The sequence below is a fragment of the Xenorhabdus koppenhoeferi genome, from assembly GCF_900116635.1.
In the GTDB taxonomy this organism is placed as follows: Bacteria; Pseudomonadota; Gammaproteobacteria; order Enterobacterales; family Enterobacteriaceae; genus Xenorhabdus; species Xenorhabdus koppenhoeferi.
In genome coordinates this window covers 30,030-45,644 of the sequence record NZ_FPBJ01000009.1, presented here as the reverse complement: position 1 = coordinate 45,644, position 15,615 = coordinate 30,030, and the positions used below count along the sequence as shown (strand labels likewise).

At 43.5% G+C, this 15,615-nt stretch carries 12 protein-coding genes and 4 tRNA genes; 5 read left to right on the top strand and 11 right to left on the bottom strand.

Translation table 11 applies throughout. The annotated features are described in order from the left end of the window. Positions 1-6 precede the first annotated feature (6 nt). The gene (gene lptM, locus BM329_RS04700; RefSeq protein ID WP_092549730.1) at positions 7-186 is read right to left on the bottom strand and encodes an LPS translocon maturation chaperone LptM; all 180 of its coding nucleotides are present in this window, start codon (positions 184-186) and stop codon (positions 7-9) included. A gap of 78 nt (positions 187-264) precedes the next feature. Between lptM and cyaY the strand changes: the two genes are divergently transcribed. Then, positions 265-585: an iron donor protein CyaY gene (cyaY, locus tag BM329_RS04695; protein ID WP_092549633.1), complete on the top strand. Its 321-nt coding sequence runs from the start codon at positions 265-267 to the stop codon at positions 583-585. 86 nt (positions 586-671) lie between these two features. Here the strand turns inward: cyaY and BM329_RS04690 are convergent, their stop codons facing one another. Further along, complete coding sequence (locus tag BM329_RS04690; RefSeq protein ID WP_245759008.1) at positions 672-3,272, bottom strand: class I adenylate cyclase; 2,601 nt, start codon at positions 3,270-3,272, stop codon at positions 672-674. 628 nt (positions 3,273-3,900) lie between these two features. Between BM329_RS04690 and hemC the strand changes: the two genes are divergently transcribed. From hemC to hemY, 4 genes are read left to right on the top strand one after another with little or no spacing between them, the layout of a single operon-like run. Beyond that, positions 3,901-4,842: a hydroxymethylbilane synthase gene (gene hemC, locus BM329_RS04685; RefSeq protein WP_092549627.1), complete on the top strand. Its 942-nt coding sequence runs from the start codon at positions 3,901-3,903 to the stop codon at positions 4,840-4,842. Then, positions 4,839-5,579: a uroporphyrinogen-III synthase gene (hemD, locus tag BM329_RS04680; protein ID WP_092549624.1), complete on the top strand. Its 741-nt coding sequence runs from the start codon at positions 4,839-4,841 to the stop codon at positions 5,577-5,579. The genes hemC and hemD overlap by 4 nt, the downstream gene beginning before the upstream one ends. A gap of 20 nt (positions 5,580-5,599) precedes the next feature. Further along, on the top strand, positions 5,600-6,802 hold the full coding sequence (hemX, locus tag BM329_RS04675) for a uroporphyrinogen-III C-methyltransferase (RefSeq protein WP_092549621.1): 1,203 nt from the start codon (positions 5,600-5,602) through the stop codon (positions 6,800-6,802). Between the two features lie 2 nt (positions 6,803-6,804). Next, positions 6,805-8,010 carry a protoheme IX biogenesis protein HemY gene (gene hemY / locus BM329_RS04670; protein WP_092549618.1) on the top strand — a complete coding sequence of 402 codons (1,206 nt, stop codon included), beginning with the start codon at positions 6,805-6,807 and terminating at the stop codon, positions 8,008-8,010. 710 nt (positions 8,011-8,720) lie between these two features. Here the strand turns inward: hemY and BM329_RS04665 are convergent. The 9 genes from BM329_RS04665 to wzxE form a co-directional block, all read right to left on the bottom strand. Next, positions 8,721-8,797, bottom strand: a tRNA-Pro gene (locus BM329_RS04665). Positions 8,798-8,838: 41 nt separating this feature from the next. After that, a tRNA-Leu gene (locus tag BM329_RS04660) sits at positions 8,839-8,925 on the bottom strand. 15 nt (positions 8,926-8,940) lie between these two features. Beyond that, positions 8,941-9,016 (bottom strand) — tRNA-His (locus BM329_RS04655). 130 nt (positions 9,017-9,146) lie between these two features. Beyond that, a tRNA-Arg gene (locus tag BM329_RS04650) sits at positions 9,147-9,223 on the bottom strand. Between the two features lie 165 nt (positions 9,224-9,388). Beyond that, positions 9,389-10,756 (bottom strand): bifunctional threonine/serine APC transporter ThrP, encoded by a 1,368-nt coding sequence (thrP, locus tag BM329_RS04645; RefSeq protein WP_092549615.1) that lies wholly within the window; start codon positions 10,754-10,756, stop codon positions 9,389-9,391. Between the two features lie 357 nt (positions 10,757-11,113). Continuing rightward, positions 11,114-11,851, bottom strand: coding sequence for a lipopolysaccharide N-acetylmannosaminouronosyltransferase (gene wecG, locus BM329_RS04635; RefSeq protein ID WP_092549609.1), 738 nt, complete (start codon positions 11,849-11,851; stop codon positions 11,114-11,116). After that, positions 11,838-13,265: an ECA oligosaccharide polymerase gene (gene wzyE / locus BM329_RS04630; protein ID WP_092549606.1), complete on the bottom strand. Its 1,428-nt coding sequence runs from the start codon at positions 13,263-13,265 to the stop codon at positions 11,838-11,840. The genes wecG and wzyE overlap by 14 nt, the downstream gene beginning before the upstream one ends. Continuing rightward, positions 13,262-14,368: a TDP-N-acetylfucosamine:lipid II N-acetylfucosaminyltransferase gene (locus BM329_RS04625; protein WP_092549602.1), complete on the bottom strand. Its 1,107-nt coding sequence runs from the start codon at positions 14,366-14,368 to the stop codon at positions 13,262-13,264. The genes wzyE and BM329_RS04625 overlap by 4 nt, the downstream gene beginning before the upstream one ends. Beyond that, positions 14,365-15,615, bottom strand: coding sequence for a lipid III flippase WzxE (wzxE, locus tag BM329_RS04620; protein WP_092549599.1), 1,251 nt, complete (start codon positions 15,613-15,615; stop codon positions 14,365-14,367). Before wzxE ends, BM329_RS04625 begins: the two co-directional genes overlap by 4 nt.

The window sequence follows — 15,615 nt, the reverse complement described above, 5'->3', positions numbered from 1 at the left end:
TCGTTATTATTGGGCACCTATAATAGGTTGCTTCGCATCTGCTGGTTGTACTGTATCCACCTTTTTTACAGAGGGGTGTGCATCTGATGTCTCAACAGGTGGAAAATACAGGGGGCCTTTCAAGCCACAACCAACCAGAAAGAGTAATGTTATGATGGCCAGTGACCAACGGAGTTGTTTTTTCATCATATTAATGCCTGTGATTCATGCGCCAATACTCTCTATAATCGCAGCTAGGCCCTGAAAAGCAAATAGGAAATAAACATGAACGATAGCGAATTTCATCAATTGGCCGATCAATTGATATTTCATATTGAAGAACAACTGGATAATTACGATGGGGATGCAGATATTGACTGTGAAACCAATGGTGGCGTGATGACTCTCAGTTTTGAAAACGGTAGCAAAATCATCATTAACCGCCAAGAACCCTTCCATCAGATCTGGCTGGCAACTAAGAATGGTGGTTATCATTTTGACTATCGGGATAACCAGTGGGTTTGTGACCGTAGCAGTAATGGCTTTATCTCTGTGCTGGCTCAAGCCATTACAGAACAAAGTGGCAAGTCATTCCAGTTTTCGTGATTGCCTTTTATTTTTACAAAACAAGCGCCTGAAAAATAAGGCGCTTAATTCCTTACTCTGAATATGTTTATTACCTGTTCTTAATATCAATAGTGATATAAAGAACGGTAAGGATCATGTGCCCCACAAGCCCCTTCCAGGTGCCCATCAAGATTGAACCTTGTATCCTTGGCTTCCGAATCATCCAATGGGAACGTACCATTCACGAATGGAGTTACATGTGTACGCTCGCCCTTCTTAATAATTTGATAGAACTGCGGTAAGTTGAAATTGATAAAGCTGGAACCATAAGTAAAACGATCGTGCGAAGAGGAATAAAAACGGCTGATATCACGCACCAATTCTTCTTTACTACCTTCACAATGCGAATAAATTTCCACCCGGTTTGACTCATCAAGGATATAGATATTGAACCCTTGTTTCTGCTCAATGTCTTCGAAAAAAAACTGGATAATACCCTCACAGGCAAACCCGTCTATCACAGACGGCAAGTGTTTTTCCTTGGTATCAATCTTTACAGGCAAACCATGTAGCTTGGTATTGGAAATTGCACCATAGAATTCCACAGCATTCTCCAATTTTTGTACCGAAACATTTAACCGCTCGAAAAATAAACCCCATGTTTGGCCTGAAATACGCAACGCCTTAAAACGATTGAGATCTTGGCGATTACTGGACAGGCGTAACTCTATACATTCTGAAACTAATTGCTGGATACGGGTACAGATAAGCCCGCGCAAGTGTCTGCTATAACAGAAAACTTCGACACCAGACGGAGGTGCTGCATCCCGATGCATTTTGCCCAATATTGTCTTCAGTGCTTCTAATACCGATTGCTCACCACTGAAATGCAGAGTTCTCACTTCATTCCATGAATTGCGATACAACAAGTCAATGCTACCCACCAAACATTGCTGTGATTCACCAAAACTGAAAACATTCAGCTTCCTTAAATCAAAATGAACAACTTGGTTGGAAAATTCGGCTGTTGGATCTTTTTCCAAATTGACGATGATCGCCAAATGGCGAATTTCACAAGGACTGTATAACGCTTTTGGCGTAGGTGCAGGTAAACGAATCGGAAAATGGGTAGCAATATCATTCACCAAATCACACAGTTTATGCCTGTCACACTGAGTTTCCCCGTGATGCATATGAATCTGGGTCTCTTTAGTTAATAGACCATTAAAATATGTCCAGGACACTAACTTATTCAGATAACGGTTATATTCCAGAGGTTGATGACCGATGATCGATTCTATCGTTGGGGCATGATTGTAAAGATACCAGCCACTGCGGTTTACACGCCCCGGAGGAACATAAATGAAAGTCAGATCTTGTTCTGACAAATCCGGGGATATTTGAGGATTCACCAGCGTCACTTTACCGGGCAAGGCTTCAAAAGCCGCATACAATTTGCGGGTCAATACACCAATATCCTGCGGGCTGGCACTGACGCTTAAATTGTTACGGCGGGCAAAACGGATCAGGTTGCGATAACTTTGCATCATGGTATCGAGCAATTCATTATGGGCTTCACGCACTCGCTCAATTTTCCATGAATTACGGTTATCCAGCATAGCCAATTTACTGTCATCCCACCCCCAATCAGTTACTAACTGAAATATAATCTGATGACGCCATCCTGTACAACCTTTATCATCTTGATTTTCCAGCAATTTTTCACACACTTTCAGGTAAAAACAGCGGCGCGCCAAATCCAAACGGATGAGATCATTCGTAGCGGTAAGATAACGAGTGACACGCTCCAGCATCATGCTATAAGCATCAAGACCAAAGGAAACAATCGCGCCATCATGGAAATATTGTTTCATTTCCATTGCCAACAGTTTGCCGTTAGGGTATTCCCATGAATAGGCTTCCAGCAACAGGCTTTTCAATACCGCTTTATAAGGTGAGTCTACGCTTTTATAAAGCTGCCAAAGACTCGCCCCAAAATATTCTTCTGCTGACAGTTCACCCAAGCCCCCCAGATCCAGCCACTCGTTTGGTGTCAGAACACCTTGGGCATAGAGGGAAAGAACATATTCATCATAGTGTGCTTCTTCTTCCACCGGAACCATCGCCCACAGCAAACGTTTACCAGCCATACAGACCGCTGTGCGATAAAATTCATCAAGTAAAAGGATATGTTGGGTGGAACCACAATCTTCACCATTAAGGCTGCCACTGGCATTATGGCGAAAGCGGTTTTCATCAATCAGAAAAAAAGTGACTTCAATACCAAGCGAAACGGCCCACTGTTCTATCAAAGAGCATTTTTGTTCCAGTAGTGCTTTTTCATCATGATCCAACCAAGATTGGTGACAAACCCAAACATCAATATCAGAGGAACAGCTTTGCCCGATTGAGGAGGTGCTGCCCATTGAATAAATTCCCGTAATCGGCAATTCACCATTGGAATTATATGATAAGACACCAGAAAGCTGGCCTTCCAGATCACTAATCCAAAACTGCTGTGATTCATCAGGCGTAAAAAAACAAACTCCATGAGGAACGTTGTTTTTGATATAACCTGGCATCATTTGATGATGATAATGTAATAATACTGGAATTAAACTATAAACTTGCTTAAAAGCAGCACTCATTGAGTTAGTAGCGCGCTCTAGCCTAAGTTGGTTAATTGCATCCAGTCGCTGTTTCAGCGTTTCAATATAGAGATACAAGAGTTTCGCCTGATATCTGTTCCAGTGCCCACAGTGGTCCCCTGTTTCCAATAACTTGTCAAAGCAAGATTATTTAAAATTATTTTTACAAACTTATTGTCGGAAACGTGATCAATTTAACACCTTGCAGTCGAAGCGTAAAGTACGCAGTACCACCTTTTCGCCTCCCCTGCAATAGCTAAAACACAATTAACTCATTGTAAAATATTAAGTTAATCACAAAATAGATATCGTGATTTGTTTTTTATAATAAGCATTGTAGTTGATTATTTTTCATATAAAGGATGCAAGGCATTGTAAAACATCAGGCTTCTATAAATATCCCCTCAAATAATATTTTTTATTGTTAAATATTATCCGCAGTTTTTTATCATCAAGTTAAACTCTAAATACTGATTTGCTTTTAAATCAATCTGTTTGTTTATTTTCTCTATTTAAATAAAATATTATTTTAATATTTAAAATTCTTTTTATCTTATAAACTGTATATCCGTAGACTATTTAGCTTTTTTTCTGGCGTTCGCATCACTGGAAAAAAAACCATTGAAATGTTAAAACTGACACTATTTTCTCACTTATTAGTGGCTAACTGGCGGCTAAAAATCCGCCATGCTTAATATAATTATTCATGACAATGAAAACCATTCGCATCGCTACTCGCCAAAGCCCATTGGCTATATGGCAAGCCCACTATGTTCAAAAGCAACTGGAACATTTTCATTCCGAACTGAAAGTCGAGTTAGTACCAATGGTAACCCGCGGTGATATTATCCTCGATACACCATTAGCAAAAGTAGGTGGCAAGGGGCTGTTTGTTAAAGAACTGGAACTGGCACTGCTTGAAAAACGAGCTGATATTGCCGTCCACTCCATGAAAGATGTCCCTGTCGAATTTCCCGACGGTTTGGGGTTGGTCACAATCTGCGAACGAGATGATCCACGGGATGCTTTTGTTTCAGTAGAATACGCCTCTCTCGATGGCCTGCCCGTAGGAAGTATTGTTGGTACATCCAGTTTACGCCGCCAGTGTCAGCTCCGTCAGCTACGTCCAGATCTTGTGATCCGTGACTTGCGCGGAAATGTCGGTACTCGTCTAAGCAAACTCGATAACGGCGATTATGATGCCATTATCCTTGCAACTGCTGGTCTGAAAAGGCTGGGGCTGGAAGAGCGAATCCGCATGCCATTGGCACCGGAATTATTGCTGCCGGCTGTCGGCCAGGGTGCAGTAGGCATTGAATGTCGGCTTGATGATCAGCAAACCCGCGAGTTACTGGAACCTTTGAATCACGCCAGAACGGAAATCTGTGTTCTGGCTGAACGCGCCATGAATTCCCGCCTTGAAGGAGGCTGTCAGGTACCGATTGGCAGTTATGCCATCTGGCAGGAAGATAAAATCTGGCTGCGGGCGCTAGTTGGTGCACCTGATGGCTCGGTGATCGTACGTGGTGAAAGAGTGGTATCACCAGAAGAGTTCCGTCAGTCTGGAGTGGAATTGGCAGAGGAATTATTGGAAAAAGGCGCGCGTCAGATTCTGACCTGCGTATATCAGAGGAATTTATCTGAATGAGTATTCTGATCACCCGCCCTGCCCCCTCAGGAGAGGAGTTGGTCAAGCGATTGCAAACTGTGGGAAAAATAGCCTTCAGTGTGCCGCTCATTGAAATTTATCCGGGGGCGGATTTGCCATTGCTGTCACAAAAAATGCAATGGCTGTCGGCGGGAGATCTGGTTTTCCTGTTATCAAAAAATGCCGTTCATTATGCCAATGAGCAGCTTATTCAAGAAGACCAGTTATGGCCCGATAAGCTATCTTATTATGGTATTGGCAAATCAACTTCCCTGCTGTTTCAGCGACAAACTGGACTGAAAATTTTTTGGTCTGAGAAAGGTGAAACCAGCGAAGATTTACTGCAACTCCCCTCATTACAGCAAATGAGTAATAAAAAGGTGCTATTGCTCCGGGGCAATGGTGGTCGCGAAGTGATTACCTCTACATTAAGAATACGGGGGGGAGACGTGGATTACTGTGAATGTTATTCACGACAACCAGTCAAATACCATGCTGCCAATTTCAGTCGTCACTGGCAGCAATATGGTATAAAAACCATCGTCGTAACAAGTGGCGAAATGCTGCAACTGTTATATAACTTAGTAACTGATCGCGATGGAAAAGCGTGGTTATTGGGTTGCTGCCTGATTGTGGTCAGCGAACGCCTTGCCGATATCGCTCGCTCATTGGGCTGGCAAGTGATAAAAGTAGCCAAAAGTGCAGATAATGACGCCTTAATGCAGGCGCTGGAATAAACCAAGATGGGATGTCCATTATGACGGAACAAAAGCAATCCACCGATGCGGTTGAGACAAAACGCCCTCAGCAGCCTGAAACGGCTCTCCATAAATCCGAACGCTATGGGTGGGTGGGTCATACTCTCTCAATCGCTATTTTTTTGGCAATCGGTGTTGGTGGTTTTTATATTTATTATCACAATAAACAACAGAATGTGGCCTTGAGAACAGAAAATGCCGCTTTGCAGCAGCAATTAACCTCTCTGGCACAGCAGCAGTCTGCCGATAAACAAAATTTTGACACTGATCTAGAAGAGTTAAAAACTTCCTTACAACAAGCCAAAGATAAACACCAGCAGCTAGATAACCATATAGTCACACTTCAAACCCGTGTTTCGGCAATTTCAAATACAGATATCGAAAACTGGCGACTGGCTCAAGCAAGTGCTCTGGTTAAAATGGCGGGCCGAAAAATATGGAGTGAACAAGATGTCCCTACAGCCATTGCCTTGCTGAAAGATGCTGACCAGAATCTTGCTGAAATGAATGATCCCAGCCTAAATTACGCCCGCACAGCGATCAGAATTGATATTGATGATCTGACCAAAATAAAACAACTCGATCTGGATGGCATTATCCTGACTCTGAATCAATTATCCAACCAAGTTGATCACTTGCGTCTGGCTGATGAAGTGAAAAAAACCGGGCCAGAGGTGGCTAACAACCATGATGTCACATCCTCGCTCTCTGACTGGCGTGAAAATCTGACGAATAGCTGGCACAGCTTTATGGATAATTTCATTACTATCGTGCCTCGTGATAACAGTAAAGAACCGTTGCTGGCACCTAATCAGAATATTTATCTGCGTGAAAACATCCGTTCTAAGCTGCTAATTGCAGCACAATCAGTTCCCCGCCATCAGAGTAAAATTTATAAAGACGCATTAGAACACGTTGGAGAATGGGTAACGGCTTATTTTGATACCTCAACTCCAGATGCAGTAGTTTTCTTAAAAAACATTAAATTACTGGTACAACGACCACTTTCTATTGAGGTTCCTGAGCAACTGAGCAGCCAGCCGATATTGGCGGATTTAGTGCGTAAGCGTATCTATAATTTACCGCATTCTGTACAGAAAAAAGCAGAAGATAAACCTCACGCTAAACCAGAAATGCCACCGCAGCAGCCGATCACAATAGAAAAATCTGGTCAGGCAGAAATATCCGTTGAGGAGAGTTGATCATGCTGAAAGTATTATTACTTTTCATTATCCTCATTGTGGGTATCGTACTTGGTCCTGTAATGTCCGGGCATCAAGGATATGTTTTGATCCAGACGGACAATCGCAATATCACCACCAGCATTACTGCTCTGGTAATTATGTTCCTCCTGTTACAGTTTCTGCTGATTTTCATCGGCTGGAGCTATCGTCGATTAAAACGTACCAGCTCATCCACGCATAGTTGGATCTTTGGTGGACATCAACGTAATCGGGCTCGTTCACAAACCAGACAAGCACTGCTGAAATTCGCTGAAGGGGACTTTAAGCAGGCTGAACATCTGATGACACGCAATATTGACCATTCCGAATATCCTGTCGTGAACTATTTACTGGCAGCAGAAGCCGCCCAGCAGCGCGGGGATTATTTCCGTACCAACCAATATATTGAACGAGCCGCAGAAGTTGCTGAAAAAGATCAACTTCCTGTCGATATTTCCCGTGTACGTATCCAATTGGTACAAGGTGAAGTTCATGCGGCACGCAATGGTGTGGATAAACTGCTGAATCAGGCTCCCCGTCATCCTGAAGCATTGCGATTAGCTGAGCGGGCTTATTCACTTTCAGGGGCTTATCAATCTCTGATTGATATCTTGCCTTCAATGATGAAGGCCAAACTGCATAATGAAGACAAAATGCATGAAATACGGCAGCAGGCCTATGTTGGATTAATGAATCAAACTATCGCCGAAAAAGGCTGCACAGGGCTGAAAGTCTGGTGGAAAGACCAAAGCCGGAAAATCCGACATGATATCGTGCTGCAAGTCTCTATGGCCGAACATTTGATTGAATGCAATGAGCACGATACTGCCCAAAAAATCATTCTGGATGGATTAAAGCAGCAATATGACGAGCGCCTCCTGCTATTAATTCCACATCTTAAGGCGAATGATACCGAAGCCGTGCAAAAAACCCTCGTTCACCTGTTAAAACAACATGGTACAACACCTTTGCTCAACAGTACTATGGGGCAAGTTGCACTACATCATGGTGAATGGATCAGTGCTGAAACAGCGTTTAAGGCAGCCCTTGCTCAGCGGCCAGATGCTCATGATTACGCATGGCTTGCCGATGCACTCGATAAATTGCAGAAACGCGAAGAAGCCACCCAAACACGTAGAAAAGGCTTTATGCTGACACTGAAACGCGATAGCAACGCAGAAGCATAAGACGTATTATTTATCCCTCGGCTAACGATAAATATTCAGATTCGCCTTGAATCGTTAGCCGTGGTTCCACCACCATAATCTGGTTGAAAAGCAATCTCCACTTCCTGTAGACAAAAAAAACACCTATCAAAAAGACAGGTGTATAAATACAATCAGGTCTACAGACGGATGGTGCCTCACTCAACGTTGTGTCCGGTTTGTGATGAAAAGACAGTGATACTTACTCATCTATAACGTGGACCATAGGCACCGACAATCAGCTCTGCATCATCCCCAGGTTTATGAAGAGAATACTGTCATAAGGAGTGGGATGAGCATCTACAAGTTTTAGTAATGCATTTAACATGCCAACTTGTTCACTCAAAGTAAATCCTTCTTATCCAGGCAGTAACTGACTTTCCGTTATCAACATTTTGCTTTCACTAGGACATATCAAAAATACCGTCTCTCATTTGAGACGCTCCGCAAGCCCATTGATAATATACATTTAAAATCAATAATTTAAATGTCTTCTATTTGAGACATTTGGAACATGGTTTGTCGTTGAAATACAACATCACTTAAAAATAACCGTTAAAACAATATAAAGAAATCGAAGGGGAATAGACGAGAAAATAAAACGTTTTATAGGCAGGAAAAGAAATAAAGAAGAAGAAAGAAGAAAGAAGAAAGAAGAAAAAGCCCCGCTATTGCGGGGCTTCCTCAGAATCTGGTCGGCGAGAGAGGATTCGAACCTCCGACCCACTGGTCCCAAACCAGTTGCGCTACCAAGCTGCGCTACTCGCCGAACTATGTCTTTCTAAATTGCCTTTCTAAATCTCTTTTTTATGGTGCGAAGAGGGGGACTTGAACCCCCACGTCCGTAAGAACACTAACACCTGAAGCTAGCGCGTCTACCAATTCCGCCACCCTCGCGTTTCATAAAAAAGATGGGGTGGCTAACGAGACTCGAACTCGCGACGACTGGAATCACAATCCAGGGCTCTACCAACTGAGCTATAGCCACCATAACTATTATCTTTACTACACTACTATCTTTACTACTATCTTTTTAAATACTGCTTTTTTAAATACTGCTTACTTTACAACGTATTTCACCACGATAACTCATTGCCACTGCTCTTGCACGCTCTAAATGGCGCGCCCGACAGGATTCGAACCTGAGACCTCTGCCTCCGGAGGGCAGCGCTCTATCCAGCTGAGCTACGGGCGCTTAACGCCGTTGCGGTGGAGGATAGTACGGATTTAATGTCGTACTGTCCAGCGATTTTTTAAAAGAAATGATGCGTTTGATTACGCTTTGTTCATTTAGCTGATAAAGACATCATTTTTCACCGCAACTGATTTTACTGGTTAATAATCAGCCTTAAAAATTCATTTAATTTTTTCTGCAAATCAGTTTCATAAACCAATAGGCTGACGATACAAGCAACAAAAATGCGCCCCCGACCATGAGTGAGAAACGTGTATCTGGATTAATCGCCATGCCGACCAAGACACAACACAGAAAAATCAACGTCAGGTAATTGACATAAGGGAACAGGATCGATTTGAACCGATGCTGCTTTAAGGCTTCCTCATGATGCTTACGGAAACGTAACTGACTTACCAGAATGACAAACCATGGCACCATGCCGGGCAATACGCTGGCACTATAAACGTACACAAAGACCGACTGTGGGTTTGGGATGATATAATTCAGGCTAGAACCCGCGATCAAACAGCCGATAGTGATTGCTATACATTTCACCGGCACCCCATTTTTTGACAATTTCAGCAGTGATGCTGGCAATTGACGGTTTTGCGCCAGGGCATACAACATTCTGCCACCACTGTACATTCCACTGTTACATCCTGAAAGTGCAGCCGTCAGAACAACGAAGTTAATGACTGCGGCCGCGGAAACAATACCCACTTTGGCAAAAGTCATCACAAACGGACTCCCATGTGCACCCACTTCTGTCCACGGGAACAACGTCACAACAATAAAAATAGCGCCGACATAGAAAATCAAAATACGCCATAGGATATTGTTGATCGCTTTTTTAATCGTGACCTGTGGATTTTTCGCTTCACCTGCGGTGATACCCACCAATTCAACCCCCTGATAGGAGGCGACAACAATACAAAGGGCAAATAAAAATCCTTTCCAACCACCGGAGAAAAAACCACCGTGTGAGGTCAGATTATCCAACCCGATAGGTTGCCAGTCATTACCTAAACCGAAAAAAATCAAACCGATGCCAATCAGGATCATCACGATAATCGTCGTCACTTTGATCATGGCAAACCAGAATTCCAATTCACCATACAGTCGCACGGCGGCCATGTTTGCCAAGGCAACCAATCCGACCGCAGCCAACGCAGAAACCCACTGAGGCAGTTCTGGGAACCAGAATTCGGCATATACTCCTATGGCTGTGATTTCCGAGATCCCCACTGAGACCCACATGAACCAGTAACCCCACGCAGTCAGGCACCCCCAATACGGGCTAAGGTACTTATGCCCGAACGCAGCAAATGAACCTGTTACAGGTTCAATAAACAACATTTCCCCCATTGAACGCATGATAAAAAAGACAAAAAGCCCAGCAATAATGTAGGCCAGTAAAACAGAAGGTCCAGCCCATTTCAAAGTACTTGCTGAACCCATGAACAGCCCTACACCGATAGTGCCACCCAGCGCAATCAGTTCAATATGACGTGCCTCAAGTCCCCTTTGCAGGCTCTGTTTTGAATCACTCATAAAACTCCCTATCCACTTTTATGATGTTTATATTTGCAAACAGAAAAAATACAGGCATTGATAATCAATCATTGTAAAAAAGGCTGGGATCAAAACACGTTTTGCCGATCAGTGAAATAAAAAATTATAAAATTGGAACAATGCCAGCTTGATTCGGCACCGTAATCGGGAAAAATAACTCAATCATGGTAATTTTTTGATCTGCCAACAAGGTGATTATTTCACGTTTTTGCCAAATTCCGTTTTGACAAATACAAAGAAGCCGACCGGACAAAAAATAAGAAGTGAGATGAAAACCTGCTGCATATGAATAACACATCATTGAAGCAGCAGGATTAAAACAGAAGCATTACTGGGCTAGAGCTTCCCTCCGTAATAATAACCGAGGAATCTTAATAAGTTAATTTGCCTGCGGATACGGCTTGGTTGTGAAAGCAAACGATACAGCCATTCCAGGCCTAAATTCTGCCAAACTTTCGGGGCACGTTTGATATGTCCGGTGAAAACGTCATACGTTCCACCAACGCCCATATACAGAGCATCATGATGTATCCTGCGGCAATCACGCATGAAGATTTCCTGTTTAGGTGACCCCAAGGCCACAGTAATAATTGCTGCACCGCTGGCATGGATTCGTTCAAACACCGCATCACGCGTCTCTGGCGTAAAATAACCATCCTGACTACCCACAATATTGACGTTCCACTGAGTACGTAATTTGCTTTCAGTTTGAGCCAAGATATCTGGTTTCCCGCCGACCAGAAAGACGGGGGTTCCTTCAAGACCAGCCCGTTCCATCAAGGCTTCCCACAAGTCCGCACCTGCAATACGCGATACATCTGCATCAGGGTATTTACGACGAATGGCACGGACAATGCTAATCCCGTCTGCATATAGGTATTCAGCCTCATCCAGCAACATATTCAGTGCATTATCTTGTTCTGCCGTGAGGACTTTTTCTGCATTGATCGCAACCAATGTGCCTGTTTTTACCTGCCCATCCTGAAAAAGATGATCAAGGAAATTCGACATATTATGAAATCCCCAGATATTGAGGCCACGAATGCAATATTTAGGAATGTTATTTAACACCATTTTTCTTCCTTACATCCAAAACAACAGATGTTTTTTGTGGAGTAGTCAAATTACTGACAACTAACTTTCGAATCAGCCCGGCGCTTTCAAATAACCAATACAGTAAGTTAGCCACAACCAGACAGAGGCCAAATACAATGCAAAAGAACACAGCACGAGAAAAAAAAGAATCCACACCCTCTCGGACAAGAACGATCATGTTAAAAATTGCACCAAAACAGAAGGCTTGTAAAATCGCCGCCTTATAGCGATTACTTTCCTGTTTTCCTGTTTCATAGATCCAATCAAACCATTTGATAATAAAACCGACAATAATCGCCCCCAAAGGGATAAAAAATACTCCCCCCATAACCACAAGCGAGCCAATCAGCGTTGGTGAAATAGCAAGGCCAGAATGATTATTCAGCACATCCCACGTAAAGTAATTAGCCGTATTCCAGATCAAACCAGGCCGCTCTGGCCATAACCAGCTGGGAATAAAGACATAAAAATCACGGACAATCGGTGCCAGCCCCTGAAAATCTATTTTGTTGTAATTATCCAGCAACAGCGCCAAGTTTTCCCACGGCGAAAAAGTATCCCGGGTGAGGTACAGAAAAGTATAAAAAGCTTCTGCGCCACTCACGTCCAGGCTATAGCGTTTCAAGGCCAGCCAGAACATGCCAACGACCCCCATGCCACCTGCTGCAAACAACATCCACAACGTAATCCAACCACGGACAATGCCAATAAACAAGAACAGTGCAAACGCGATAATAATGTTAGCCCGTGTTCCCCCGACTATCACATAAGTCAGAATCCCAAACCCTACCGTTCCTACCAGGAAGCACAACCAACGAATTTTGGTCGGTTTCAGGAAAAATACCACCAACATGGCAGGGATGAAAAAATAGAAGAATCGCTTGAGTGCCACACCGGAAACTTGGCTGGAAAATATCTGGCTGTAAGACTGCAATTTGAACAGCAAAAAACCATTCTGCATAGAAAACAAACCCACTGTAACGATAGCAATACCAGCAAGTAACAGCCAGGTCAGATTAGTTTCCACCCGATTCATGGTAAACAAGGGCCTGCGCGATACCACAGCAGAGGGTGTTTCTGATTCTATATCACTATTACTGCGGATTTTATAACTGAGCCGGGTTTTATAAGCGACATAATAAATAGCATAAAAGCAGCCTGACGCTAACATTGCATGCAGCAAAGCATCCACTGGCACAACTTGTACATCAAACTTGAAAACCAATATGCTCGTCAGCGGGAAGCCAAAATAAAATGTCAGCAGATACAACAAGGAAAAGAAAACATTAAAGTTAAAGCGGACACGCCGAAATTCTTGATACGTCAAAGTCAGGATAAAGACCAGCGAGATCACGTAAACGACAAGTAACCCACCGAATTGTGTCAAGGTCATTGATACTCTCCAGATGCTGCCGATAGGGCAGCTTTCCACCCCTCAATAAAATTGGGATCAAAAAAGGCTATCGCCTTTTTATCGAGGGACAGCATCTGACGCTGTGCTTCCTGCACCCAGAGTTTATTCAGTTCATCACCATCAAACAGAACAGGAACCTGCTGTTCCCTTAAATCATGCCAGAATGGATTCTGGCGGCTCAAAACAAACGGAATACCAAATTGAATCAACAAACAGAGTGTTCCAATACCCTGCTGGCGGTTGAAAATGAAATAACCCAAATCGCATTGGTGCAACAATGGTAAATATTCGCCAAATGCCATTTGATTTTTCAGGATACGGACATTTTGCTCTGGAAACAGTGACAATGCGGCTTGCTCCACACGGTGGATATAAGCTTGGTTATTATCGGGATAACCCATTGGCATGATGACCCGCGCCTCATCACCAAACTGGCGTTGGATCTTATGTAAGGCTTCAATATGGCGGTTGGATTGATCTCCTGAATTTCCTAATAAGATAGTGACCCCTTCAGGAGCGAGTATTTTTTCCGTTACCGTGAGCGCAGAGTCCATGCGGGTTGGGAAATAGAGTAATGATGATGGCGCATCTGATTTTGACTGCTCAGAATAACGGGAAATATGCTGGAAAAAATGCTGAAGATCACCGCGCGTGGCAAAAATATGCCCTACCCGCTTTTGTGCCAAACGACGAAACAAATAGAACAAACGGAATTTCAGTTGGCGGGATTCTTCATATAAATCAGCTCCCCATACATGCCACAAAAATTGATGTCGCTTAATTTTACCCATCAATAGGGCTATCCATAAAGCAGCATTAAACTGACCGTGGAAAAAGAAACGGGTTGTTCTGTTTCCTTGTGCTGTCCCGATCACTGCCCGTGACAGAGCAGATTTGCTGTCATACACCGAGATTGCCAAGTTAGGATAATTTGATAGCCATGTGTGGTCTTTAGATACCACCATAAAACACGGTTTGACTGGGAAGTTCATTTTTCGGGTCAAAACGTCATTAAAAAAATTCAGTAACGTTTGATTATGATGCGGGATATCCGATCCCAAAACGTGAATTAGGGTTGTCATGCTCGCCTGCGATAAATAATAAATACGCTACAACAAAGAATGAAATAAACAATGTAAGTTGCCATATATGACTGAGCCGCCCCCAATGCGCCGTTAATCGGTATCAACCAATGGGAGAACCCCGTCAGCAGAAAAAATTGACTGATTTCAGCCAGTATATAAAAACGCAGAGCAGCTTTCGCTATCACCAAATAACCAAAAACATAGGCACCCACTTTCAGCACATCCCCCACTAACTGCCATACAAACAGATCCCGCATCACGGTAAATTCATCGGAAAACAACAGCCAAATGACAAAGTCACGCAACAACCAGACTGAGAAGCTGGCCGCCGCCACGGCAGGTAAAACAAATTTCAGCGCTTTCACAATTTCGCGGCTGATTTCTTGCTTACTTTCCAAACGAGCGAGTGTCGGCAAAAGATAGACAGTAAAAGATGCAGTCATAAATTGTAAATAAGCATCCGAAATACTGCTTACTCCCTGCCAAATTCCAACCTCTTCCCAGCTATAACGTGCTGCCAGCAGGTTTCGCATCATGATATAAGCGACTGGCAGAGTCATGGAAGTCAACAGCGCCATCAGGGTAAATTTTCCCAAATGGCTCGCAATAGCGCGATCCCACATGGGTTTCAATGCCGAAAAGGCAATAACCTTGCGATGCAGGATCATCATCCCCGCAGGTAAAACCACCAGTGCGGGCACCAAGGCCAACCCTGCTAATGCCCCTTCATAGCCTCCCAACCAATAGCAGAGACTATAAGCAATCACACCGACTAAACTGCCAAGAATAATGGCAAGTGCATTGCCTTGAGCATCTCTGAAACCTTTCAAGATTGCCAGAAAATAGTTGGCGTATGCGATCCCCATTTGAATAAATGCGAGTGCCTGCACAACCGTTTTGTAACGGTTGTAACCAAATAATCCCTCACTGATGGCATCACTGAACAAGAGAAAAATTACTGCCAGAAGGGTCGAAAAACCCAGAATAATCGAGGACGATGTACCCAATACAGATTTAAGCCTTTCTGGTTGCTGATGATATTCCGCAACGTATTTGGTAACACCATTAAAAATGCCGGCGCCAGACAACACCCCCAGTACGGTAATGAGTTGGCGGAAGTTACCTGCTTGCCCCACACCTGTTGGACCAAAAGACACGGCGAGCAGTTTAATGACCAGCAATCCCACACCGATTTTGATCAGTGTGGAACCCGCAGTCCAGACAGAAGCTTTAGCCAGTGACAT

What these genes read in the sequence shown, in the direction of transcription:
- hemC (WP_092549627.1), top strand. Translation starts at nt 3,901, where the DNA reads ATGACAATGAAAACCATTCGCATCGCTACTCGCCAAAGCCCATTGGCT.
- lptM (WP_092549730.1), bottom strand. Translation starts at nt 186, where the DNA reads ATGAAAAAACAACTCCGTTGGTCACTGGCCATCATAACATTACTCTTT.
- cyaY (WP_092549633.1), top strand. Translation starts at nt 265, where the DNA reads ATGAACGATAGCGAATTTCATCAATTGGCCGATCAATTGATATTTCAT.
- hemY (WP_092549618.1), top strand. Translation starts at nt 6,805, where the DNA reads ATGCTGAAAGTATTATTACTTTTCATTATCCTCATTGTGGGTATCGTA.
- hemX (WP_092549621.1), top strand. Translation starts at nt 5,600, where the DNA reads ATGACGGAACAAAAGCAATCCACCGATGCGGTTGAGACAAAACGCCCT.
- wzxE (WP_092549599.1), bottom strand. Translation starts at nt 15,615, where the DNA reads ATGTCACTGGCTAAAGCTTCTGTCTGGACTGCGGGTTCCACACTGATC.
- BM329_RS04625 (WP_092549602.1), bottom strand. Translation starts at nt 14,368, where the DNA reads ATGACAACCCTAATTCACGTTTTGGGATCGGATATCCCGCATCATAAT.
- wecG (WP_092549609.1), bottom strand. Translation starts at nt 11,851, where the DNA reads ATGGTGTTAAATAACATTCCTAAATATTGCATTCGTGGCCTCAATATC.
- thrP (WP_092549615.1), bottom strand. Translation starts at nt 10,756, where the DNA reads ATGAGTGATTCAAAACAGAGCCTGCAAAGGGGACTTGAGGCACGTCAT.
- hemD (WP_092549624.1), top strand. Translation starts at nt 4,839, where the DNA reads ATGAGTATTCTGATCACCCGCCCTGCCCCCTCAGGAGAGGAGTTGGTC.
- wzyE (WP_092549606.1), bottom strand. Translation starts at nt 13,265, where the DNA reads ATGACCTTGACACAATTCGGTGGGTTACTTGTCGTTTACGTGATCTCG.